21 protein-coding genes and 1 other annotated feature are annotated in these 22,066 nt (G+C 48.4%); of the genes, 19 read left to right on the plus strand and 2 right to left on the minus strand.

The window, feature by feature from the left end; all coding sequences use genetic code 11:
- Genes DCMF_RS18460 through rsmI form a run of 6 tightly spaced genes read left to right on the plus strand, consistent with a single transcriptional unit; the run spans position 1 to position 4,729 of the window.
- The gene (locus DCMF_RS18460; RefSeq protein WP_214658721.1) at positions 1-1,212 is read left to right on the plus strand and encodes a cation:proton antiporter; all 1,212 of its coding nucleotides are present in this window, start codon (positions 1-3) and stop codon (positions 1,210-1,212) included.
- A 52-nt stretch (positions 1,213-1,264) separates the two neighbouring features.
- Complete coding sequence (locus DCMF_RS18465) at positions 1,265-2,119, plus strand: DNA polymerase III subunit (RefSeq protein ID WP_148135774.1); 855 nt, start codon at positions 1,265-1,267, stop codon at positions 2,117-2,119.
- A gap of 15 nt (positions 2,120-2,134) precedes the next feature.
- Positions 2,135-2,842, plus strand: coding sequence for a PSP1 domain-containing protein (locus tag DCMF_RS18470; protein WP_148135775.1), 708 nt, complete (start codon positions 2,135-2,137; stop codon positions 2,840-2,842).
- A gap of 5 nt (positions 2,843-2,847) precedes the next feature.
- The gene (locus DCMF_RS18475; RefSeq protein ID WP_236860060.1) at positions 2,848-3,135 is read left to right on the plus strand and encodes an initiation control protein YabA; all 288 of its coding nucleotides are present in this window, start codon (positions 2,848-2,850) and stop codon (positions 3,133-3,135) included.
- A gap of 7 nt (positions 3,136-3,142) precedes the next feature.
- On the plus strand, positions 3,143-3,892 hold the full coding sequence (locus DCMF_RS18480; protein WP_148135777.1) for a tRNA1(Val) (adenine(37)-N6)-methyltransferase: 750 nt from the start codon (positions 3,143-3,145) through the stop codon (positions 3,890-3,892).
- Between the two features lie 6 nt (positions 3,893-3,898).
- The gene (rsmI, locus tag DCMF_RS18485) at positions 3,899-4,729 is read left to right on the plus strand and encodes a 16S rRNA (cytidine(1402)-2'-O)-methyltransferase (protein ID WP_148135778.1); all 831 of its coding nucleotides are present in this window, start codon (positions 3,899-3,901) and stop codon (positions 4,727-4,729) included.
- Positions 4,730-4,878: 149 nt separating this feature from the next.
- Here the strand turns inward: rsmI and DCMF_RS18490 are convergent, their stop codons facing one another.
- Positions 4,879-5,127, minus strand: a complete 249-nt coding sequence (locus tag DCMF_RS18490; RefSeq protein WP_214659414.1) for an AbrB/MazE/SpoVT family DNA-binding domain-containing protein — start codon at positions 5,125-5,127, stop codon at positions 4,879-4,881.
- 203 nt (positions 5,128-5,330) lie between these two features.
- Positions 5,331-5,594, plus strand: a binding site (T-box leader).
- A gap of 61 nt (positions 5,595-5,655) precedes the next feature.
- Here DCMF_RS18490 and metG point away from each other — a divergent pair.
- The 11 genes from metG to DCMF_RS18540 all read left to right on the plus strand — a co-directional run bounded on the left by metG (position 5,656) and on the right by DCMF_RS18540 (position 18,324).
- Positions 5,656-7,611 (plus strand): methionine--tRNA ligase, encoded by a 1,956-nt coding sequence (gene metG, locus DCMF_RS18495; RefSeq protein WP_148135780.1) that lies wholly within the window; start codon positions 5,656-5,658, stop codon positions 7,609-7,611.
- An 11-nt stretch (positions 7,612-7,622) separates the two neighbouring features.
- Complete coding sequence (locus DCMF_RS18500) at positions 7,623-8,390, plus strand: TatD family hydrolase (protein ID WP_148135781.1); 768 nt, start codon at positions 7,623-7,625, stop codon at positions 8,388-8,390.
- 241 nt (positions 8,391-8,631) lie between these two features.
- The gene (locus tag DCMF_RS18505; protein WP_148135782.1) at positions 8,632-9,132 is read left to right on the plus strand and encodes a thiamine pyrophosphate-binding protein; all 501 of its coding nucleotides are present in this window, start codon (positions 8,632-8,634) and stop codon (positions 9,130-9,132) included.
- A gap of 28 nt (positions 9,133-9,160) precedes the next feature.
- The gene (locus DCMF_RS18510; RefSeq protein WP_148135783.1) at positions 9,161-9,820 is read left to right on the plus strand and encodes a thiamine pyrophosphate-dependent enzyme; all 660 of its coding nucleotides are present in this window, start codon (positions 9,161-9,163) and stop codon (positions 9,818-9,820) included.
- A gap of 67 nt (positions 9,821-9,887) precedes the next feature.
- Complete coding sequence (locus tag DCMF_RS29315) at positions 9,888-10,040, plus strand: hypothetical protein (protein WP_214658722.1); 153 nt, start codon at positions 9,888-9,890, stop codon at positions 10,038-10,040.
- Positions 10,041-10,080: 40 nt separating this feature from the next.
- A complete protein-coding gene (locus tag DCMF_RS18515) occupies positions 10,081-12,423 on the plus strand; it encodes a xanthine dehydrogenase family protein molybdopterin-binding subunit (RefSeq protein WP_148135784.1) in 2,343 nt (780 codons plus the stop codon).
- On the plus strand, positions 12,401-13,267 hold the full coding sequence (locus DCMF_RS18520; RefSeq protein WP_148135785.1) for an FAD binding domain-containing protein: 867 nt from the start codon (positions 12,401-12,403) through the stop codon (positions 13,265-13,267). The genes DCMF_RS18515 and DCMF_RS18520 overlap by 23 nt, the downstream gene beginning before the upstream one ends.
- Positions 13,268-13,287: 20 nt before the next feature.
- On the plus strand, positions 13,288-13,761 hold the full coding sequence (locus DCMF_RS18525) for a (2Fe-2S)-binding protein (protein WP_148135786.1): 474 nt from the start codon (positions 13,288-13,290) through the stop codon (positions 13,759-13,761).
- Positions 13,762-13,817: 56 nt separating this feature from the next.
- On the plus strand, positions 13,818-15,215 hold the full coding sequence (locus DCMF_RS18530) for a UbiD family decarboxylase (protein WP_148135787.1): 1,398 nt from the start codon (positions 13,818-13,820) through the stop codon (positions 15,213-15,215).
- 50 nt (positions 15,216-15,265) lie between these two features.
- Positions 15,266-16,306, plus strand: a complete 1,041-nt coding sequence (locus DCMF_RS18535) for a TAXI family TRAP transporter solute-binding subunit (RefSeq protein ID WP_148135788.1) — start codon at positions 15,266-15,268, stop codon at positions 16,304-16,306.
- Positions 16,307-16,374: 68 nt separating this feature from the next.
- The gene (locus DCMF_RS18540; protein WP_148135789.1) at positions 16,375-18,324 is read left to right on the plus strand and encodes a TRAP transporter permease; all 1,950 of its coding nucleotides are present in this window, start codon (positions 16,375-16,377) and stop codon (positions 18,322-18,324) included.
- Positions 18,325-18,540: 216 nt separating this feature from the next.
- Here the strand turns inward: DCMF_RS18540 and DCMF_RS18545 are convergent, their stop codons facing one another.
- Positions 18,541-20,148 (minus strand): PucR family transcriptional regulator, encoded by a 1,608-nt coding sequence (locus DCMF_RS18545; protein ID WP_214658723.1) that lies wholly within the window; start codon positions 20,146-20,148, stop codon positions 18,541-18,543.
- A 207-nt stretch (positions 20,149-20,355) separates the two neighbouring features.
- On the opposite strand from DCMF_RS18545, the gene DCMF_RS18550 reads away from it, so the two are divergent.
- The gene (locus DCMF_RS18550) at positions 20,356-21,141 is read left to right on the plus strand and encodes a dihydroorotate dehydrogenase electron transfer subunit (protein WP_148135791.1); all 786 of its coding nucleotides are present in this window, start codon (positions 20,356-20,358) and stop codon (positions 21,139-21,141) included.
- Positions 21,141-22,055, plus strand: a complete 915-nt coding sequence (locus DCMF_RS18555) for a dihydroorotate dehydrogenase (RefSeq protein WP_148135792.1) — start codon at positions 21,141-21,143, stop codon at positions 22,053-22,055. The genes DCMF_RS18550 and DCMF_RS18555 overlap by 1 nt, the downstream gene beginning before the upstream one ends.
- Positions 22,056-22,066: the final 11 nt, after the last annotated feature.

Consider the following 22,066-nt stretch of genomic DNA (forward strand, 5'->3'; position numbering starts at 1 on the left):
GTGGAACATATTGTCCTGGAGATTGGTCTTGCTTTACTTGTGATGTCCTTTGCCGGCTTTATTGCCTCCAAGCTTCGTTTGTCCACCGCTCCCCTGCTCATCTTTGCGGGACTGGCGGTAGGGCCCCATCTGCCCTATTGGGGTGTGCTGGATTTCCGGTTTATTAACAGCGCTCCCATCATCAGTCTCATGGGCCGGTTAGGCGTCCTGTTTTTACTCTTTTACCTGGGACTGGAGTTTTCCATCGGCCGTTTGTTAAAAGCCCGGCGGTCCATTGCGGTAAGCGGCATCATCTATATGGCAATCAATTTAACCCTGGGAATTATTTTTCCCTGGGTGTTAGGCTGGCCCTATCGGGAGATTTTAGTTGCCGCGGGGATTACCACGATATCTTCCAGTGCTATTGTGGCAAAAATGATTGTGGATTTGAAAAGGGCGGCGAACCCGGATACGGAAATTATTTTAGGGCTGATGATGTTTCAGGATGTTTTTGTGGCCGTTTATCTTTCTGTGGTATCAGGATTGGTATTGACCGGTGAGACTTCTTTTCATCATGCCATGCTCGCCGCAGGGATTGCCTTAGGTTTTATCGCCACGCTGATTCTGTTGGGACGGAAGTTTGTCTCACGTTTGAATTTTTTATTGGATATTGCCTCGGACGAGCTGTTTCTACTGACTTTGTTTGCTTTACTGACCATTGTTTCCGGTTTCTCGGAAACCCTCAATGTGGCGGAAGCGATTGGGGCCTTGATATTTGGCCTGGTTTTATCCGAGACGGAGCATGTTCAGCGCATTGAACACTTAATTGTGCCTTTCCGGGACTTCTTCGGTGCGTTTTTTTTCTTTAGTTTTGGACTGAGTATCGATCCTTTGGCGCTTAAAGGGGCGGTATGGCCCGCTCTGATCGCTGTTTTGCTTACGGTAGTAGGAAATTTTGTGGCCGGAATCTTTGCCGGAAGAATTGCCGGTATGTCCCCCCGGGGAGCGGTAAATATTGGTTTGACGATCACATCCCGGGGAGAATTCTCTATTATTCTTGCCAATCTGGCCAAGCAGGGAGGACTGTTAGCGGCCCTCCAGCCTTTTGCCGCCCTGTATGTTCTGGTGTTAGCTGTTTTAGGACCCATTCTGACAAAAGAATCAAAACGTGTTTATAAACTGTTTAGTCCATTGATCAAATGGCGTGTAAACGACAAATATCCGGTAGGTTAATATATTTTTGGCATGTAGGGATCGTAGGGATTTATCTAAGGGGTTGAATGCTATGCTTCCTCAACTGGAGCAAACAGTTAAATCAGGCTTATTAGGCCATGCTTATTTATTTCTCGGTGAGAAAAATAAGACCTGGGAGAACGCCACCGCATTTGCGGCCGCGGTGAATTGTCTTTCTCCTGTTCAGGGACAGGCTTGCGGCGCCTGTTTAAGCTGCAGGAAGATTCAGCACGGCAACCATCCCGATGTATTGATGATGGAACCGAGAGGGGCCAGCTTTAAAATAGATCAGGTGCGGGAACTGCACCGAAAAGTGGGCTATAAACATTATGAAGGCAGGTATAAGATACTGGCCCTGTCCGGGGCGGACACCATGACCACCGAAGCGGCCAACAGCATGCTGAAAGTATTGGAGGACCCTCCGCCCCATACGGTATTTATACTGATGGCGGAAAACGGGGATAATATCTTATCAACTGTACTTTCCCGCTGCCAGGTGATAAAATTTGGTGGGGAACACCAAGACAGTGACCTGAAAGACGGGGAAGAAAAGAGCAAACAACTGGAACAGGTGATCGATACCTTTCAGGATGTTTTTTCCCTGGATTATTGCCAGCTGTTCAAGCTATCCGAGATGTGGGAAAAAAATAAGGATGGGGTCAAGACATTATTGGACGGCATGTTAACATGGTACCGGGATCTAGCGGTGGCAAAGCTGACGGGAGAGGTTTCCCGGGTGCGGAACCCTCATCTGGCGGAGGCCATTCTCAAAAGTCCCCTGGGACCGGATACCGCCCTACTTGCTGCACAAGAGGTGGAGCGAAGCCAGAGATTAATCGCCCAAAATGCCAATGTGCGCTTGGTGCTGGATGTCTTGTTATGTAAACTACACCGGTTAACAGGATGAGATCGGAGGAATAAGATGGAGAAGGTTGTTGGGGTTCGATTTAAAAAAGCGGGAAAGATTTATTATTTTAGCCCGGGTGAATTGGAACTGACGATCAGTGATCCCGTAGTCGTGGAAACAGCGCGGGGAATGGAATACGGTATCGTCGTAGTAGCTCCGAAAATGGTTACTCCCGAGGAAGTTGTCTCGCCTTTGAAAAATGTGGTCAGAAAAGCTACCCCACAGGATACCGACGTGCATCAGGAGAATAAGAAACGGGAAAAAGAAGCGTTTAAACTGTGCCAGCAGAAGATTTTGGAGCATAGCCTGCCCATGAAGCTGGTAGATGTGGAGTACACTTTTGATGTCAGTAAAATCATTTTTTATTTTACTGCGGAAGGAAGAGTGGATTTTCGGGATTTAGTAAAAGATTTGGCAGCCGTTTTTCGCACCCGGATTGAATTAAGACAGATTGGCGTACGGGATGAAGCGAAAATGCTGGGCGGGTTGGCCTCTTGCGGCAGGATCCTGTGCTGTCATACTGTACTGGGAGATTTTCAGCCCGTATCCATTCGCATGGCGAAACAACAGAATCTTTCCCTCAATCCTACGAAAATATCCGGCATTTGCGGAAGATTGATGTGCTGCTTGAAATATGAAAGTGATGACTACGACCAGAAATATGTTGAGAGTGAAGAAGAAGTCGAACAGGATGGTCTGGATAGTGACTTTGTCAAGGAGTGATGGCGGTGGAATTAACTCAGGCACTGCATGAGCTGGAGGAAAAGGTGGGGGAAATTCTCTCGGAAATACAAACCCTGCGCCGCCATGTCCATCAACTGGAGCAGCAAAATGAATTCTTGCGCGCCAGGCTTTATGCAGAAAAAGCCCAGGGGAAAGGTTTTGACAACCTCACCCGTTTGTATGAGGAAGGATACCACGTGTGTCCCATCCATTTTGCCCGGGCCCGCACGGAGGATTGCCTGTTTTGTATCAGTTTTCTGAATAAGGAAAGCAAGGCCGGTGAGGGGGCCTGATGCTTTGATGCTCAGAGGCGAAGAGCGCATGGATGATTTGATCTGGCGCAATTTAAAGATTATCCAAAACCCCCGCTGGTTTTGTTTTTCCTTGGATGCCATTCTTTTAGCCGATTTTGCCACAATCAAGCCCGGGGATCGGGTGGTTGATCTGGGCACCGGTACCGGCGTTCTTCCTTTGCTCTTATGTGCCCGGGTGCGCGACATCCGTATCATTGGCCTGGAAATCAAGGCGGAAGTAGTGGACATGGCCCAAAGAAGCGTGGCCTTGAATGGATTGGGAGAGCATATTCTCATCCGGGAAGGGGACATTCGGACGGCGGCGTCAGACCTGGGCAAGGGGGGATTTGATCTGGTGGTGAGTAATCCTCCCTATGCTCCTGCTGGCTCGGGGAAGGTGAGCGGCTGTGCCATTAAGGCGGCCGCCCGCTCAGAAGTCTTATGCAAGCTGGAGGATGTGATTCAGGAGGCTGCTGCTTTGCTGAACACAGAGGGCAGGATGGCCCTGGTCCACAGGCCCTTTCGTCTAACGGATATTCTGTGTTCCATGCGGCATTCTCAATTGGAACCGAAACGCTTGCGCTTTGTTTATCCCATTTTAGGGAAAGAACCAAATTTGGTATTAATTGAAGGGATCAAAAACGGCAAAAAAGATCTGCACATTTTACCGCCTCTTTTTGTCTACCAACAACCGGGGATTCATTCAGAGGCTATGAAAGAGATCTTTGGGGGAAAATTTTTGTCCCAAGAATGGTAGGGCGATATGGCAGAAGGAATTTTGTATGTAGTAGGCACTCCGATTGGTAATTTAGATGATATGACTCTCCGGGCCCGGAGAATTCTTCAAGAAGTGGATTTGATCGCGGCCGAGGACACCCGTCATACCAGGAAACTGCTCAGCCACTTTGATATTCACACGCCCATGACCAGTTATTTTGAGCATAACAAAAAAGAAAAGGGCGGCTATCTTATTTCTTTGTTGCAACAGGGGAAATCGGTAGCACTGGTTTCGGATGCCGGCATGCCGGGTATTTCCGACCCCGGGGAAGATGTGGTAAAAGAGGCGGTGCGGGCCGGTTTAAAGGTGGTGCCCATTCCCGGACCCAGCGCTTCTTTGGCAGCCCTTGTTGTTTCCGGCCTGCCTACGGCCCGGTTTGTCTTTGAAGGTTTTTTACCCCGGGATAAGAAAGAGAGAAAAGAGCGTTTAAGCCTTTTATGCGGAGAGCTTCGTACCACCATCCTTTATGAATCCCCTTACCGGTTGATAGAAACCTTAGAGGAGCTTTTAGAATATGTGGGAGACCGGCCGGCGGCAGTTGCCCGGGAGATTACCAAACACTATGAAGAAATAATCCGGGGACCATTAGGGGACCTGATTCTTTATTTTAAAGAGCACCCTCCCAAAGGAGAGATCGCCCTTGTTCTGGCGGGTGCCCAGGAAGCCCAAGCGGAATTCCCCGGTCTGGGACAAATCAAAGAGGAAATTAACAGACTGGTGGCGGCCGGGATGATGAAAAAAGAGGCGGTAAAAGAAGTAGCCCGCCGCTATGGCATGCCTAAAAGCGAGGTTTATAAAATTAGCCTGGAATCATGAATGAGAAAACTAAGGCTTGCGCCATGCCTCTGGTGGCGGCGCAAGCCTTAGTTACCCTGATACTTTCAACCTTTTGAAACGTATAAATTTTGAAAGTATAAAAAAACAGGCATGGTGCCTGTTTTTCCGTTTGTCGATTTATGTAATTTTTAGACAGCTGCAGCATTCATAGCGGCCGCGCACTCGCGACAAACATTTTTCCCTTTAAAATTCTGCACGTCTTCAGCGCTGCCGCAGAAAATGCAAGCCGGTTCGTATTTCTTCAATATGATTTTTTCGCTGTCTACGTAAATCTCCAAAGCGTCCTTCTCATCGATTCCCAGAGTCCTCCTGAGTTCAATGGGCAGAACAACCCGCCCAAGCTCGTCCACTTTACGAACAATACCCGTTGATTTAATCACTAGATGCACCTCCCCCTCTAACAAAATTCGACATTCTTCGCCCCGCCTAAATAATACCAAAGGTTCCAGCTAAAGTCAACCAAAATTTTTAAAAACTTGACAAAATTTCAAAACAAAAATATAATCTACCTAATGCGATTCCATACATGAAGGAACTTTTCCGGGTTCCGGTCAGTTACCAGGATACTTAGTTACATACAAAAAAGGCGAAGATGGGGAGGAGTATTCTGCCAGTCATTTCTCAGAGAGCGGGGGAGAGGTGAAAACCCGTAGTGGCAAACAGGTGAACATGGCCCCAGAGCTGTAGGGTGAACAGGAAAACACCATGGGCGGGAGGATTTTCTAAGTAGCTTTTATCGGGAGGGCACCCGTTATCACTGCCCGGGTATGAAAGTACCTGTGAAGATCTGTGCTGTGAGGCGCAGATGAATTAGGGTGGTAACACGAAAACCTTCGTCCCTGGCGGGCGGAAGGTTTTTTTAATTTCATCAATAAAAGGAAATACTATTAAATGGAGGGAAGTCTATGTCGAAAAAGAGTTTTTACATCACCACGCCGATTTACTATCCCAGCGATAATTTGCACATTGGGCACGCCTATACCACGGTAGCCGCAGATGCCATGGCCAGATATAAAAGAATGCAAGGATATGATGTCTGGTTTTTGACAGGCACGGATGAACACGGCCAAAAAATTGAACGAAAAGCGAAGTCCGTAGGCAAACAACCGTTGGAATTTGTGGATGGCATTGTAGACGGGATCAAACATTTATGGGATAAAATGCTCATCAGCAACGACGATTTTATTAGAACCAGTGAAGAGAGGCACAAAAAAGTAGTCCAGCATATTTTCAAAAAAATCTATGAAAACGGCGATATTTATAAGTCGGAGTACGAGGGCTGGTACTGCACCCCTTGTGAGACTTTCTTTACGGAACGGCAGCTGGCGGAAAATCAAGTCTGCCCGGATTGCGGGCGTCCGGTGGAGCTGGTAAAAGAGGAAAGTTATTTCTTTAAGATGAGTAAGTATGCCGAGCGCTGGCTCCAGTACATTGAAGACAACCCGGACTTTATTCAGCCTGTCACCCGCAAAAATGAAATGGTCAATTTTGTGAAACAAGGCCTGGAAGATTTGTGCGTGTCCCGTACCACCTTTTCCTGGGGGATCCCGGTGCCCATCAATGAGAAGCACGTGATTTATGTCTGGTTTGACGCTTTGACCAACTATATTTCCGCTTTAGGCTATGGAACCGAAGACGATCATTTGTTCCAGAAGTTTTGGCCCGCTGATGTACACCTGGTGGGAAAAGATATTGTGCGTTTTCATACCATTATCTGGCCCATTATTTTGATGGCTGCCGGCATCGAGCTGCCGAAAAAGGTATTCGGACACGGCTGGGTCCTTCTAGCGGAAGGAAAGATGTCCAAGTCAAAAGGAAATGTGATTGACCCCGTGATCTTATGCGATAAATACGGCGTCGATGCCATCCGCTACTTTCTCCTGAGAGAAGTTCCCTTTGGTCAGGACGGCTATTACTCGGAAGAAGCCCTGGTGAACAGAATCAACATTGATTTGGCTAATGATTTCGGCAATTTGCTCAGCCGTACTACGGCTATGGTTAACAAATTTCTCGGGGGTATCGTTGTTGCTCCGGGTGAGGGTACGGAGTTTGACGAGGAACTGGTTCGGCTGGCCAAGGCTATTCCCGGACAGGTAGAAGAACTGCTGGATCAGATGGAATTCAGCAATGCCCTGGCGTTGATCTGGAAGCTGGTCAATAAGGCCAACAAATATATTGACGATGCCGCTCCCTGGAGCTTGAATAAAGATCCCCAGGGCAGGGAGAAGCTGGGCACGGTTTTGTATAATATGGTGGAGGTTCTCCGCTTAACCACCGTCATGTGTACTCCTTTTATGCCTTCGGTACCGGAGAAGGTCTGGACTCAGTTGGGCATGATTGATCACAAAGAAGTACAGTCCTGGGATAGTCTGGTGTGGGGACGTTTTCCCGCCGGTACGGCGATCAACCGGGGAGAGCCGATTTTCCCCCGCATTGATTTAAAGGAGATGGGAAATGAGGAGGAACTCCCCCAAAAACAGGCTTCTCCCGGGAAATCCTTAAAAGAAGAGGGTAAACCGGAGGAGTTTGAACCGGCGTTACCGGAGATTACCATAGAGGATTTTGGCAAAATTGATTTACGTGTGGCAGAAGTACTGGCCTGTGAAAAGGTAGAAAAGGCGGATAAACTGTTAAAGCTTTCCCTGAAAGTAGGGGAGGAAGTCAGGACAGTGGTGTCAGGAATTGCCCAGCATTACCGGCCTGATGAAATGGTGGGGAAAAGGGTGATCCTGGTGGCGAACCTGAAACCGGTAAAACTGAGAGGAATCGAATCAAAGGGAATGATTCTGGCCGCCTCCCAGGGAGGAAAACTGGAAGTGATTACGGTGGAGTCCGTGGAACCGGGCGGCAGGGTGAAATAGGAGGCTAAAAGATGCTGTTTGATACCCATGCCCATTTAAACGACGAACAGTTTGCGGGAGATGTGCCGGAAACAATAGAACGGGCAAAAGAAGCGGGCGTGACAAGAATTGCGGTGGTAGGTTATGACTTGGCCTCTTCCATAGAAAGTATTAAAATTGCCAAACGGTATGGGTCGGTTTATGCCGTAATTGGGGTTCACCCCCATGATGCTGCTACTTTGGACGGGGATACCTTAACCAAATTACGGGTGTATGCCCGGGAGCCTGAGGTTGTAGCCATTGGTGAGATCGGGCTGGATTATTATCGCAACCTCTCGCCCCGGCAAATTCAGGTGGACGCTTTCCGCACCCAAATTCATTTGGCCAAAGAACTGAAAAAACCCATCGTCATTCACGATCGGGATGCTCATGAAGATACGGTAAATATGCTCCGATCAGAGCAGGCGGGAGAGAACGGGGGCATCCTGCACTGTTTTTCCGGCAGTTGGGAAATGGCGCGTCAATGTATGTCTTTAGGGTTTCATATTTCTATTGCCGGCCCCGTAACCTATCATAACGCCAACAAATTATTGGAGATTGCCAAACTGGTTCCTCTGGACCGGCTGCTTGTGGAAACCGACTGTCCCTACTTGGCCCCCCATCCTTTCCGGGGTAAAAGAAATGAACCTGCCCGGGTCCGCTTGGTAGGGGAAAAAATCGCGGAACTGCGCAGAATATCCCTGGAGCAGCTGGCCGAAGCAACCACAAAAAATGCGCTTACTGTTTTCGAGATAAAGTAAACTAGGAAAGTCCGTCAGGACTTTCTTTTTTTACTTTCAGAGTTTATAAATTTCAAAAGGTTGAAAGTATAAGTGCCTAATTTAGATAAATCCGGGCGAGTTTATTTAGCAAAAAGAGAAAAGGTTAAGTTCTGTTTGGCGAAGAATTCTATAGCTATTGAAAGCAGGTCCGATAGATTGAAAGGCTTTAAGAAAATTTTATATCATCTTAAGCCAAACATTTAAACTAGGAGGACAGATTATGCGCGAAGAGGTTGTTGAGCTGGTAGTTGATTCAGTAAAGAAGGCAGGCATAAAAACGATCGTATCGTTGCCGGAATCAAAATTCAAGGAACTGTATCCGGTGTTGGCTGCCGACAAGGATTTTAATTACATCATGGTCACCAATGAAGGCGAAGGCGTAAGTATCGCCGCCGGTGCCTGGCTGGCCGGTAAAAAGGCGGTCATGATCATGGAGAATGCCGGACTGAGAGTGGCAACCGAGCCTCTGGCTAGACTTGGGCTGAGCCACGGTATCCCTGTGATGATGATTATGTGTTATACCGGGGATATCGGCGAAAGGAATTGGTGGGGCATCCCTCACGGCATCACAATGGAGCCTCTGTTGCAGGCAATGCGTATCCCTTATATCGTTGTGAGGAAAACGGAGGATGTTGCCGACGCCATCGTCAGGGCGGCAAAGCATATCAATGTCTCTTTATATCATGTTGCGGTGATCCTTACCGGCGATGTAGTCGCCTAAACTATAAATTCAACTATGGGGGTACAAAATGAAAAGATTTGAATGCTTGAAGATTATTGCCTCCCATTTACAGGGAGATGAATTAGCGGTGGTTGCTTTGGGTGGAATGATAGATGAATGGCATCATTTACGGCCCAGTAACAAAAATTTGTTTTTAAAAATTATGGGATCGATTACTCCTGTGGCGTTCGGCCTTGCCGATTCGCTGCCTCACCGGAGAGTTGTATCCTTGGATACCGACGGTAGCATGTTGTTAAATATGGGGATATTGTGTACGATCGGCAATGTACAGCCCAAAAATCTGATCACCATCATTATGGATAACGAATGTTATGAGGTAATCGGTGGGCCGCCGACCCATACCGCCTATCATGTGGACCTGGCGGCAATGGGCAGAGGCGCAGGTATTGAGCGGGCGGTAGCGGTAAATAACCTTGAGGATTTTGAAAAAGCGCTGACCGAGGCCTATCATACCGAGGGCCCGTCATTTATTGTCGCCAAATTAGAACGAGGCACCGAAATTTTCCCCGAAGAAGAGCGTAAAAGAACGGACGGCCTGGAGGATAAGTATAATTTTGTCCGCTATATTGAAGACAGCGAGAAGGTAACGATTATACCGCGGGAAGTTAAAAGCTTGCGTAAAGTGGAAGGACCGGTGAAGTGGAATGAGGATCCGGTAATTGATTGATTTAGCGTACGTAATGTTTATCAAGCATGATAAACATCAAAATAAAATTTATATGGAGGGAAAAATTATGGCCAGAATGTTTTGGGTAGTTTGTCCTGAATGCAAGAAAAAGTTTTATGTAGCTACCATAGATTTTAAAAATAAGAAGGACCGCCGCATGCTTTGCCCCTTCTGCTCGGCAAGATTTAATGAGGACGAGGCTTTGGAAGTCATAAGATAATTAGGAAAGGGGGTTTCTCTCAATCATAGGAGGGTAAAGGATGACGGAGTTCTCTGTAGTGACGCAGAATATCAAACGGGTAGACGGATGGACAAAAGAAACAGGCGCTGCAAAATATACAGGCGATTTGAAGTTTAATCATATTCTTACCGCTGGATTATGCCCTAGCCCTCATCCGTTTGCCAAAATCGTAAAGATAGATCTTACTCGGGCAGAAAAGCTTCCTGGTGTTGTCGCCGTGATCAGTGGTAAAGATGTCAGCGGTCTTTTTGGCTCCGTTATCAATGACAGGCCGATACTGGCAAAGGATTTTGTGCGTTTTTGGGGAGAGCCGGTAGCGGCGGTAGCCGCGGTGGACCGGGTAACGGCGGAAGAAGCGGTTAAGCTGATAGAAGTGGAATATCAGGTTTTGGAGGGTGTTTTTGATGCGGAACAAGCCATATCAGCCGATGCACCGCTCCTGCATCCTGATTTGGGTGATTATGAGCATGATTCCTACATCTATCCTGAGGAAAAGAGCAATATTTGCCACCATTTTAAATTACGGCAGGGAGATGTGGAAGCCGCTTGGAAGGAAGCCGACTATATCTTAGAGGACGCTTATACGATTGCTCCCGGATATCATGCCTGCCTGGAATCCCATGTGACGGTTGCGCAAATAGAAGATCACGATCTGATTCATATCTGGGTAAGCAATCAGTCTCCCTATGTCATGCAAAAACAGATCGCGAATTTGTTTTCCTGGCCGGAACATAAAGTCAGGGTTTCCGTTCCTTTTCTTGGCGGAGGTTTCGGATCAAAGATCTACCCGGGTCTAGACCCGATCGTCGTTGCTTTGGCTATGCGTTCAGGTGGTTTGCCGGTAAAGCTGGAATTAGACCGGGATACAGATTTTATAAACAGCGTGATCCGGCATGGCGTAAAAATATACATAAAAAGCGGCGTCAAAAAAGACGGCCGCATTGTGGCGAGGGAGATAAAATCTTATTGGAATACCGGTGCCTATGCCGATTGCGGGCCTTTGGTAACACGCAATTCAGGTTATGTCTCCGCCGGGCCTTACCGGATCGATAATATCAGCATCGATAGCTATAGTATTTATACGAATAATCCTGTAGCCGGAGCTTTCCGCGGCTATGGTGTTCCTCAGGTAACCACCGCTTATGAATGCCACATGGATAAATTAGCCGGATTATTGGCTAAAGACCCGCTAAAGTACCGCCTGGAACAGCTTTACATCAAAGGAGATAAAAACGCTACCGGTGAAAAGCTGTCGATAGCGAGCGTCAAAGAGTGTCTGGAGAAAGCCGCTGGAGCCGCCGGCTTCGAAAACAGCACTGTTCCTGCTCCTGAAGATCTGGGCGATGGACGCTACCGCTGTTACGGTGTAGCGGCTTCCCAAAAAGCCAGTCAAAGGCATTATCCCACGTTGGCGACCATTAGGCTGTTTGAAGACGGTACCGCCGAGGTCAACTGCAGTGTAGTAGATATGGGGCAAGGAGCTATGACGGCATTCAATCAGATCGCTGCTGAAGAGCTGGGTTTAGCAAGCTGCCACGTATTTGTCAATAAACCGGATACTTCTATTACGCCCTATGATAAGACCACCAGTGCCAGCCGGGGCACGTTTCATGGCGGCATAGCTATCATAGAGGCGGCCAGAGATATCAAAAAGCAATTAAAAGCGATGGCTGCTGAATCATGGCAGTGTCCGGCAGAAGAGATCACCTTCGCCAATCAAAAAGTATCTCATCCAGCCACAAAAAGAGAGATGAGCATCAATAAACTATTCAGCGCGCAGATGCTTGGCTGTACCCATATTATTGGTAAAGGCGTATCTTTGCTTGAGGGTTGTACCGGTATCGATAAAGAAACCGGGCAGGGAGAGAAGCCGACCAGTTTTTGGATGTTCTGTGCGCATATCGCTCAATTTATCGTAGATACCGAAACAGGCAAGATCAAAGTAGAAAGAATCTATGCGGCTCATGATGTTGGCAGGGCCATTAATCCGCTTAATTGCAAACAGCAGATCGAAGGCGGTGCGATGATGGGGGTTGGTATGGCGCTGTTTGAGGAGTTGTTGTTTAAGGAAGGGAAAATAATCAACACCAATCTTCATGATTATAAACTTCCTACTGCCGTAGATGCGCCGGTTGTGGAGGCTATCCTGATTGAAAATCCTCATCCTGATGGACCTTATGGCGCGGTGGGATTGGGCGAACCGCCCGTCGCCCCGCCGGTGGCAGCCATTGCCAACGGTTTATATCGCTTGTTAGGACAAGCCGTCACGAAATTCCCCTTGACGCCTCCCGTAGTATTGGAGCTGGTAAACAACAGCAATTTGGGAAAGAGGTGGTCTTATGCGGGCTCTGGCGGATTTTGATTATCTTGCTCCCGCATCCTGGGCAGAGCTTTGGGCTATTGTTAAGGGGCGGGCTGGCGACGTCCTGTACCTAGTAGGCGGTACGGATCTCCTGATCGACTTAAGAACAGGGAAAAAAGAGGCGGGGCTGGTTATCGATTTAAAAAAACTACCCGATATGCGGGGGATTACCGTCAAAAATGATCGTTTGTGGGTCGGGGCTTTGACGACGATTGCGGAAATAGAAAATTCTCCGTTGGTCAGAAAATATGCAGCCGTTCTTGCGCAGTCGGCGGGTGAACTCGGTTCCTGGCAGGTCAGAAACAGGGGAACGATCGGAGGGAATCTCTGCAACGGATTGCCTACTGCGGACACCTCCTCTCCGGTTCTCGCTTTAGGCGCTAAGCTGCATTACCGCGATTTTGAAGGAGATAAAAAAGTCGACGCTGCGGATTTCTGGCTGGGAGCCGGAAAAACCGTCTTAAATAACTACCAGGTCTTAACGTCGATTGAGATCCCTATATCCGAAGATACTTTCTCTTCTTATGCCAAGCTGGGCACGAGGGACGCCATGGAAATAGCTGTGATCAGCGTGGCGTCCGTATTGAGGATCAATAACGGCATCATAGCGGACGCCGGCATTGCGGTAGGCGGAGGCGGACCGGTACCGATCCTGGCAAGATCAGCGATGGCATATCTGAAAAATAAACAGACCGGGGAAATAGACTTCAGTGAAGCGGGGCGCCTGGTGACCGCTGCCACCAATCCGCGCACCAGCGCCAGGGCGAGCCGGGAATACCGTCTTCAGACTTTTCAGGTAGTGGTGGAACGCTCCTTGGCTCAATTGTTACGGCAGGCCGGATAAAAGAGGGAAGGGCGAATGAGATGAAGCAAACGATCACGTTTGAACTTAACGGTGAGGAATTGACCGCCGATGTAAAAGCCAATTGGCGTCTGGTCGATTTTCTCCGGGATGAGCTTGACTTAACAGGTACCAAAGAAGGCTGCGGTACCGGCGATTGCGGCGCCTGCACCGTATTGGTGGACAGGCGTCCCGTCAACTCCTGTCTGATGCTGGCTGTGGAGGCCGGCGGAAAAGAGATTATCACCATCGAATATTTGGAACGGAATAAAGAGTTGAAACAGCTAGCAGAGGCTTTTCTTAGTCACGGAGCAGTGCAATGCGGATACTGCACGCCGGCAATGCTTTTAACGACCTGGGCCTATCTTATGGAAAATCCTGATCCGGAAGAAGACCAGTTAAGGAAAGCGCTTGCCGGGAATGTTTGCCGCTGTACAGGATATCAGCGGATCATTGAGGCTGCCCTGGATTATCAAAATCAAAAAATGGGTGCCTGAATGACCGGTGTAATTCCTGTTTGGGGTGTTTAAAAAAAAGGAAAAGGAGTAAGGCCATGGTTAAAGATTTACGGACTTTTATTGCCGATATGGAAAAGAATATCCCGGGTGATATCAAGTATGTAAATACCTGCATGGATCCCAAATTTGAAATCTCCGCCATTGCGGAAGAATTAATGGAGCAGGGCCAGACGCCGATGATTATTTTTAATCATGTCAAAAATAATAAAGGCGTAGACAGCGGCTTCAAGGTGGCGATCAATACCTTTGCCAGCCGCCAGAAATGTACGGTGGCCTTGGGATTGCCGCCAGAACAATGGAAAATGGAAACCAGCCTTCGGTTTGCCCAGCTTTCGGCGCACCGGATCAAACCGGTGATAATTTCCAAAGAAGAGGCGCCTGTCAAAGAAGTGGTGATTACCGGAGACGACGTGGATCTGTATGATTTGCCGATCTTGACCCACCATGAAATGGACGGACATCCTTTTCTGGTGGACGCCGTGATCGCCGCCGATCCGGATACGGGATGCTATAATTCCTCCCATCACCGCCAAATGGTTCGTAATAAAAATGAGCTGGGGCTTTATTCTTCTCCCCGGCATCTCTGGAATTATTGGCAGAGGGCTAAAGCGCAGGGTAAGCCGTTGCCGGTGGCTCATGTGGTGGGCCACCACCCCGGATTTTATTTGGGTACGGAAGCCTTGGTCGATATGGAAGACGATGAGTACGAAGTCATCGGCGGCGTATTGAATGAGCCTTTGCGGTTGGTTCCTTCGGAGACTTACGGCGATAAATTGCTGGTGCCGGCTGATGCGGAATTGGTCATCGAGGGTGAGATGCTCCCTGATCAGATGGATGCCGAGGGTCCTTTCGGTGAATTTACCGGGTATTACGGTCCGCAAAGATGGGCGCCCATCGTTAAGGTAAAGGCGATCACCCATAGAAAATCACCGATCTATCTGAATATTATGCCGGGACGTCTCGACCATGCGATCATCGGCGGCATCCCGAAAGAAGGCGGGTTATTTGATTTAATTAAATTGGCCGTGCCTACCGCGAAAGCGATCCATCTCCCGGTTTCCGGTTGCTGCCGTTTCAGTGCCTATATCTCTATTGATAAAATGGCCGAAGGGGAAGGGATGGTAGCCGCCATTACCCCCTTCCCCTATCATGATGAATTGAAACTGGTAGTCGTGACAGACGGCGATATCGATCCGTTTAATGAAAACGATGTTTGGTGGGCTGTCAATACCCGGGCCCAGGCGGATGAAAACGTACAGATTATCCGTAATATCAGAGGCGGCACCTTGGATCCTTCGGCCGTTATCAACGGCGTAGGAGCAAAGCTGATTATCGATGCTACCAAACCGATGGATAGACCTTTTGCGGAAAAGATCAACGTGCCTAAGGAAGTAAGGGCCAGAATCAAAGCCAAAGATCTGGATTGGGCATAAGGGCGAATTCACAAAAGAATCTTAATTTAAAACATTCAAGGAGGGATCCCATGGTGAAAAAGTTTAGTTGTTTAGGAGTCTTGTTGGTTTTACTTGTTGCTCTATCTTTACTGTTTGCTGGCTGCGCTTCAAAGGCGCCTGACCAGTCGGGAAGCACGCAATCTACGGATAGTGCTACATCAACCGCCTCAAACGAGCCGTTTAATTTGCTCTTTGCGGGAGCTAATCCCGGTGGCGGCGGTACCTGGGATTTAGTTGGCGGCGGTATCAGCGAATGTATCCGCAGAGAAGGCGGTACGGTTACCTTAACACCGGGCGAAGGAGTCGCCAATCCTGTTACTGTTTTCAATCATAAGGCTGATTTAGCTTTCTGTCAGAGTATTGTTGTCAATGCCGCTACCCAGGGCATTGAACCGTACAAACAAGCTTATCCCGGGGTCAAGGCCATTGCCGCATTATATAGCAGCGCCGCTCAGATTTTTGTGGCTGCAGATAGCAAAATTCTGTCTTTTGAGCAGATCAAGGCAGACAAGATGCCGATCCGCATCGCGGTTGATGAAAACGGTTCTACTCAGGAATTGACCATGAGAAGAATGCTTGAACAGTATGGAATTACCTATGATGATATTAAGGCCTGGGGTGGATCCGTTATCTACAAGGGCTTTGGAGAAGCCTCAGAGATGATGATGGATAACAGGGTCGACGTCTTTGGAACATTGACCATTGTACCCACAAGCTCTGTTCAGGAAGTAGCTACCAACAAAGAGTTGCGTATGCTTGATGTGAGCGGGGTTGCCGATCAGATGTGCGATCAATTTGGCTACCAACCCTTTGAGATCGATAAGAGCAACTATGATTTTATGAAGGAAAATGAGAAGAGTTTTGCGACTCAGGTTTTGGTAATTGTGAATGCAGATATGGACGATGAAACCGCTTACCGGATTACCAAGGCTCTGGGGGAGAATCTTGATTATTTGAAACAAGTCCATAGTAACCTCTCCGGCCTGACCCTTGAAGCGTTGGCCGATTGCAGCGGGGTGGAGCTTCATCCTGGAGCTGAAAAATATTACAAAGAGGCCGGCGTTTTATAATCTAATCGTTCGTTGCTCGGGGAGAGCCGCTTTCCTCTCTCCCCGGGCATTACCATTAAGGAGGTCAGATGATGGGAGCTATTTTAAAAAACCTGTTTGTAGAGAGCGGTGAAAAGCGCAAGCTGGGCCAGAGATGGAAAATGGTTTCCCGGTACTTTGCGATCGTGTTCGCTTTATATCTGCTCTACAGTAATTTGGTGTATTATCCTGATTTAATTATTCTGCGCAGTGTGTTTGTGGCCGGTGTTTTAGCGCTCGGTTTTATCTGGTATACCATGCCCGGAGAGGATCCCGCCAAACCTATTCCGGTTCGAGATATTGTGTGCGCCATACTATGTTTGGCGATAGGCATTTATGTTGTAGCCAACGGCGAACGGTTTATTACGAGGTATGCTTTTTTTGACGCGTTACAGCCCTTGGATTATTTTTTCGGCGTTATAACTATTCTTTTAACTTTGGAAGCCACGCGCAGGATTGTGGGCCCGCTTCTGATGTGGGTGGATGTGATTGCCTTGCTTTACCCCTTTTTTGGCAAGTATATACCCGGATTATTTGGCAGTCCCGGGTTTGATGTGAATCAGGTCGCGGAAATGTCGTTTATGACCACCGGCGGTATTTTTGGTTCATCGGTAGGGACTGCCGCAACTTATGTGTTCATTTTTTGCATTTTCGGTGCCGTCATGACGGAAACGGGGGTAGGGGAATTCTTCTTCGAAATTGCGACCAAAGTTGCCGGTAATTTCCGTGGCGGTCTGGGCAAAGTGGCTGTTGTTTCCAGCGCCCTTTTTGGCTCCATCTCCGGCAGCCCGATTTCTAATGTGTTAACTACCGGTAATTTTACCATCCCCGCTATGAAAAAAGCCGGTTATCCTCCCCATATTGCCGCGGCTTGCGAAGCGGCCGCCGCTAGCGGCGGCACGATCCTGCCTCCGGTTATGGGTTCGGTTGCTTTCGTGATGGCCGAGATTATTGGTTGGAAATACCGGGATGTGATGATTGCGGGTATTGTGCCCGGTCTATTATATTTTTTGGCTGTATTTATTGCGGTTGACGCCGTGGCGGTCAAATACAGCTTAAGGGGCATGAGCAGGGATCTGCTGCCGAAGCTTAGTGTGGGTATGGAATGGTTGCCCAAGGCAATAACTCTCTTTGTACCAATGTTCTGGCTGGTATACAGAATCATGGTCGGGTATACCGCGATCCGGGCGGCTGCCGAAGCGTCGCTGATGATCTTGGTGTTTTCCTTATTAATCGGCGGGAAAAAACGGATCACATTCAAAGGGTTGCTGAATGTGCTGGACAAATCAATTAAGGACGTGATCATGGTCGGCGTGGCTTGCGCAGGGGCCGGCATCATCATTGGGATGACTGTTTTGACCGGGGTAGGGGCCAAAATTACCTCGACTCTCATGATCCTTTCCGATGGCTCAATCATGCTCGCTTTGGTTCTGACGGCTATTATTACGCTGATCCTTGGTTTGGGAATGTCCATTACCCCGACCTATATACTGGCCGCCTCCTTATGCGCTCCCGGTTTGATCTCTATCGGCGTGCCCTTAATTTGCGCGCACATGTTTATTGTCTATTTTTCGGCCATGGGGACGATGACGCCGCCTGTCGCTTTGACTGCGTTTACCGCGGCTGGAATTGCCGGCTCGGAACCGCAAAAAACAGGTTGGATCGCGTTTAGATTCGCCCTATGCGCTTATATTATTCCCTTTGTCTTTGCGTATCGTCCGGAATTATTATTGCAGCTGACCGGCGCATCGATTCCGATGACTTTATTATTTGTCACGATCGGGGTAATAACTATGTCCTTTACCATAGCGCCCGTATTTATTAGCGACAACAAACTGTATCATCGGATTATCTTAGGTATCGCCACCTTCTTATTATTCGTACCGAATTATGGTCTCAATCTGATCGGCCTTGGCGTGTTTGCCATAGTAATCATTTTAAAGCTGTTCCAGAAAAAGAAAACCGATCGGAACACCGAGCCTATGGCGGTTAACCTGTAAGGAGAAGAGAAAGAAGGCTCCTCAACATAATTTAAGGGCCGCTGTGGGCAGCGGCCCTTAAATAAAATATAGACGAAAAACAAAACAAGCTGTTGCTTAAACCGTCTGCTTAGCCGTTAGGCATGGCGGGTCCCCCGGATATAAACCGACACCCGGGGGCTCAAGCCGACTGCGAAGTCGGATCGGGTTCGCACATACCAAGTGTAAGCCGTGCGGCTATGCCTCGGCGATCATATTGAGGATCCTCATAATCCTGATGCCAAGATAGGTGTTATAAAGCTGCTCTCCCGATTTGAAGTTGAGGCCGGTGATCGCCTTGATCCTGTCGATCCGGTATTGTAAGGTCTTGACATGGATGAATAAATCCTGGGCGGTTTCGTTTTTATTATTGCCGTTTTCCAATAATACGTCCAAAGTGTGCATCAGTCGGGTATTATTTTCCTGATCATACTTTAAAAGGGTAAACAGATAATTGGGAATATAGGACTTTAGTTTTTGATCGTCGTTAATATCCAACAAAAGCCGCGATATGCCCATATCGGAAAAGAAATTGCACCTGTTTTTGGTGGGGAGCCGGTTAATGAGCGCTTTGGTTTCAATCGCTTCATTATAGCTGGAGTGGATATTGATTAACCGGCTTTTTATTTCGCCGGCGCAGACGGTGATATCTTCTTTGACCAGGCTGGCAATGGTCCCGCCGATCTGGCAAACGGCGGAATGGAGATTGATGTGGTCCGACGGGTCCGCATGGAGCAGAAGGACTACATTATTATGGTAAATTTCGGCGATCATTTTAATGTTTTCGCTAAGATTAACAGCCGCAGTATTCTGTGTAATGATCTTTTGCATGTGGCTTAAAAGATTTTGATCTTCAGCAGGGGCAAAGACGATGGCAACCTGAAACAGCCCGCTGTGGGGAAATCCAATGGCTTTGGCTCTTTGGGCGGCGATCGCCTCGGAATGCAAATAGCCTAAGAGGATATCCTCAAGGAAATTAATATTCTGGTTATGCTGGATATTCTGAAGCGTTTTATAGCTATACAGTTGTAAGGCGAGACTGGTAATAAAGCTCTTAAGTATGGTTTGCCGGTCTTTGGCCGAAATCAGTTTATCGGCTCCGGCGGTCGTTTTGTTGGCAAGGATCAGATAACCTTCGGTGTGGTTCTCAATGATTAAAGGGTAGATCTCATAAGCCGGGGTAAAAACCGGTTCATTTTTAGACTCTTCCGTCATGGCTTTGATGCTTTCGCGGATATTTTCCTCCATTACCTCCTGGGAAAAAATATTGACGGCTGTCTTAGCCAAAATCTGACCGTTTACGCTCATGATAATACTTTTTTGGCGGATCAGTTCACTGAATGAATTCAGCATCGTTTTCATATCCGAACCGCTGATGATGGATTCCGAAGCGCTTTTCAACAAGTTTAACGAGGTATCTCTGTCGATGATCTTTTTAAATAAAGTCTGCATGATGTCCCGGTAAAGCACATCGGGAGCCAGCTCCAGCAAGGGCAGGTGGTATTGGTTGGCGGTATCGATCATCTTCTGCGGGATGCTTTCCATGAAACGCTTGCTTTTGATGGCTAAAGCCGCGACACTCCTCTCGGACAGTTGCTTGACAAAATCAATCTGTTCGGGAACGGTTTGCGGCAGCGCTATACCGCTGGAAAGGATAAACTCATTGCCTTTGAGATAATGAATATAATCGGGCACCTCCATGACGGCGACATGAAGAATTTGCCGGTCTAGTCCTTCTCTGCCGGCAATGATCTTAGTATTGCGCAATATATCGGTGGATAATGCTTCCTTGACGGTAACTGACATATTGCTACCTCCCCTGGGCATTGTCCGATCATCATAAATCCGATCATCATAAAATCAAAAGATAAAATTTCGAGTGATGTATAGGGAGTAAATTAGTGGTATTGGTAGGAATATTCCAAAATTCAATAAGCCGTAAATAGTTTTACCTAAAATACTTCATCATGATATTTAAATATCCTGCTTTATTTACAGATTGGGGGTATACAATTGTTTCAGACAGAAGGCACGATTCTAACGAATCGCCGGATCAAAGCAAGTTATTATCACCTATGTCTTGAAGTACCGGCTGTTGCCGGCATTGCCCAACCAGGGCAGTTCATTCATATCAAGTGCGGAGACGGTTTTCGGCATCTGCTGCGACGTCCTGTCAGCATTCATGGTATCGACCGTTCCCGCGGCTGCCTGGAACTGCTTTTTGAAGTCAAGGGCAGCGGTACGGCCTGGCTGGCGGAACGAAAAGGGGGGGAGTCCCTCGACCTCCTGGGCCCATTGGGAAACGGTTTTCCGATTGAGCCCGGCTATCAGAACGTCCTGCTGGTAGCGGGCGGCATCGGTATTGCTCCCATGTTTTGCCTGGCCAGGGAACTGCGTTTAAGACAAGTCGAAGTGATCATGCTGATGGGCGCTAAAAATAAAGAATGGCTCTTACTGGAAAAAGAATTAAAAGACCTGGGGATTGTGTTACATATTGCTACAGACGACGGTAGCCTCGGGCATCACGGTTTCGTTACTGATATTCTACCCCATCTAGTAAGCCAAAATACCGTCGATTGCCTTTATGCCTGCGGTCCCCAGGGCATGCTGGCAGGAATCGGCAAAATGGCTCCTGCTCTTGATTTGTCTTGCTATGTTTCCCTGGAAGAAAGAATGGCGTGCGGCGTAGGCGCCTGCCGGGGCTGCGTGGTGGGGATCAAAGATTCTGCAGGCAATATCGGATACAAAAATGTGTGCAGCGACGGGCCGGTTTTTGCTGTTGAGGAGGTAGTATTCTGATGACTTTAGATATGAGTGTCAATATAGCGGGACTTCACTTAAAAAATCCGATTATGCCCGCCTCCGGGACCTTCGGGTTCGGCGAGGAATACGCCGATTTTATCGATCTCAACCGGTTAGGGGCTATCGTGGTAAAATCCGTCACGTTAGCGCCGCGGGCGGGCAATCCCCCTCCCCGGCTGGCGGAAACGGCAGCCGGAATGCTGAATTCCATCGCCTGGCAGAATCCTGGGATCGAGGTGTTCATCCGGGATAAACTGCCCTTTTTACGCCGTTTTGACGTACCGGTGATCGTCAATGTGGCGGGCAGCAGCATTGAAGAATATGTGGAAGTGGTGGAAAGGCTGAATGATATCGAGGGTGTGGCAGCTTTTGAATTGAATATTTCCTGTCCCAATGTGCATGAAGGAGGAGTGGCCTTCGGTACTTCGGTCAAGCTGGCTTCCCAGGTGACGGCAGCGGCGGCGCAGGCGGCAAAATTGCCGCTGATCATCAAACTTTCTCCTAATGTCACAGCGGTCGAGGAATTTGCCCTGGCGGTGGAAGCCGCCGGCGCTCAGGCGGTCTCACTGATCAATTGCCCCACCGGCATGGCCATTGATATCCAGAGCCGGCGCCCGGTTCTGGGAAATATCGTCGGCGGTCTGAGCGGGCCGGCGATCAAACCGATCGCTTTATATCAGGTCTGGCGGGTGGCCCAGGCCGTGAAGATACCGGTAATCGGCATGGGCGGCATCGCGAGTGCCACCGACGCCATCGAATTTTTGCTGGCGGGCGCTTCAGCAGTGGCGGTAGGGATGAACAATTTCATCGATCCCCGGAATATGTTGACGATCATTGACGATTTGGAGAGGTATTTAAAAGAGCATAGAATTGACGCAGTCAGCGAGCTGATCGGCGCGCTGCGGAAATAAGGACTGTTTTT

The organism is Candidatus Formimonas warabiya, assembly GCF_002777255.1.
Classification (GTDB): Bacteria; Bacillota; Dehalobacteriia; order Dehalobacteriales; family Dehalobacteriaceae; genus Formimonas; species Formimonas warabiya.

Excerpts from the sequence above, each read along its gene's own strand:
- DCMF_RS18525 (WP_148135786.1), top strand. The coding sequence starts at position 13,288 with ATGAAGCAAACGATCACGTTTGAACTTAACGGTGAGGAATTGACCGCC.
- DCMF_RS18500 (WP_148135781.1), top strand. The coding sequence starts at position 7,623 with ATGCTGTTTGATACCCATGCCCATTTAAACGACGAACAGTTTGCGGGA.
- DCMF_RS18535 (WP_148135788.1), top strand. The coding sequence starts at position 15,266 with ATGGTGAAAAAGTTTAGTTGTTTAGGAGTCTTGTTGGTTTTACTTGTT.
- metG (WP_148135780.1), top strand. The coding sequence starts at position 5,656 with ATGTCGAAAAAGAGTTTTTACATCACCACGCCGATTTACTATCCCAGC.
- DCMF_RS18545 (WP_214658723.1), bottom strand. The coding sequence starts at position 20,148 with ATGTCAGTTACCGTCAAGGAAGCATTATCCACCGATATATTGCGCAAT.
- DCMF_RS18515 (WP_148135784.1), top strand. The coding sequence starts at position 10,081 with ATGACGGAGTTCTCTGTAGTGACGCAGAATATCAAACGGGTAGACGGA.
- DCMF_RS29315 (WP_214658722.1), top strand. The coding sequence starts at position 9,888 with ATGGCCAGAATGTTTTGGGTAGTTTGTCCTGAATGCAAGAAAAAGTTT.
- DCMF_RS18530 (WP_148135787.1), top strand. The coding sequence starts at position 13,818 with ATGGTTAAAGATTTACGGACTTTTATTGCCGATATGGAAAAGAATATC.
- DCMF_RS18505 (WP_148135782.1), top strand. The coding sequence starts at position 8,632 with ATGCGCGAAGAGGTTGTTGAGCTGGTAGTTGATTCAGTAAAGAAGGCA.
- rsmI (WP_148135778.1), top strand. The coding sequence starts at position 3,899 with ATGGCAGAAGGAATTTTGTATGTAGTAGGCACTCCGATTGGTAATTTA.
- DCMF_RS18520 (WP_148135785.1), top strand. The coding sequence starts at position 12,401 with ATGCGGGCTCTGGCGGATTTTGATTATCTTGCTCCCGCATCCTGGGCA.
- DCMF_RS18555 (WP_148135792.1), top strand. The coding sequence starts at position 21,141 with ATGACTTTAGATATGAGTGTCAATATAGCGGGACTTCACTTAAAAAAT.
- DCMF_RS18540 (WP_148135789.1), top strand. The coding sequence starts at position 16,375 with ATGATGGGAGCTATTTTAAAAAACCTGTTTGTAGAGAGCGGTGAAAAG.
- DCMF_RS18510 (WP_148135783.1), top strand. The coding sequence starts at position 9,161 with ATGAAAAGATTTGAATGCTTGAAGATTATTGCCTCCCATTTACAGGGA.
- DCMF_RS18480 (WP_148135777.1), top strand. The coding sequence starts at position 3,143 with ATGCTCAGAGGCGAAGAGCGCATGGATGATTTGATCTGGCGCAATTTA.
- DCMF_RS18470 (WP_148135775.1), top strand. The coding sequence starts at position 2,135 with ATGGAGAAGGTTGTTGGGGTTCGATTTAAAAAAGCGGGAAAGATTTAT.
- DCMF_RS18465 (WP_148135774.1), top strand. The coding sequence starts at position 1,265 with ATGCTTCCTCAACTGGAGCAAACAGTTAAATCAGGCTTATTAGGCCAT.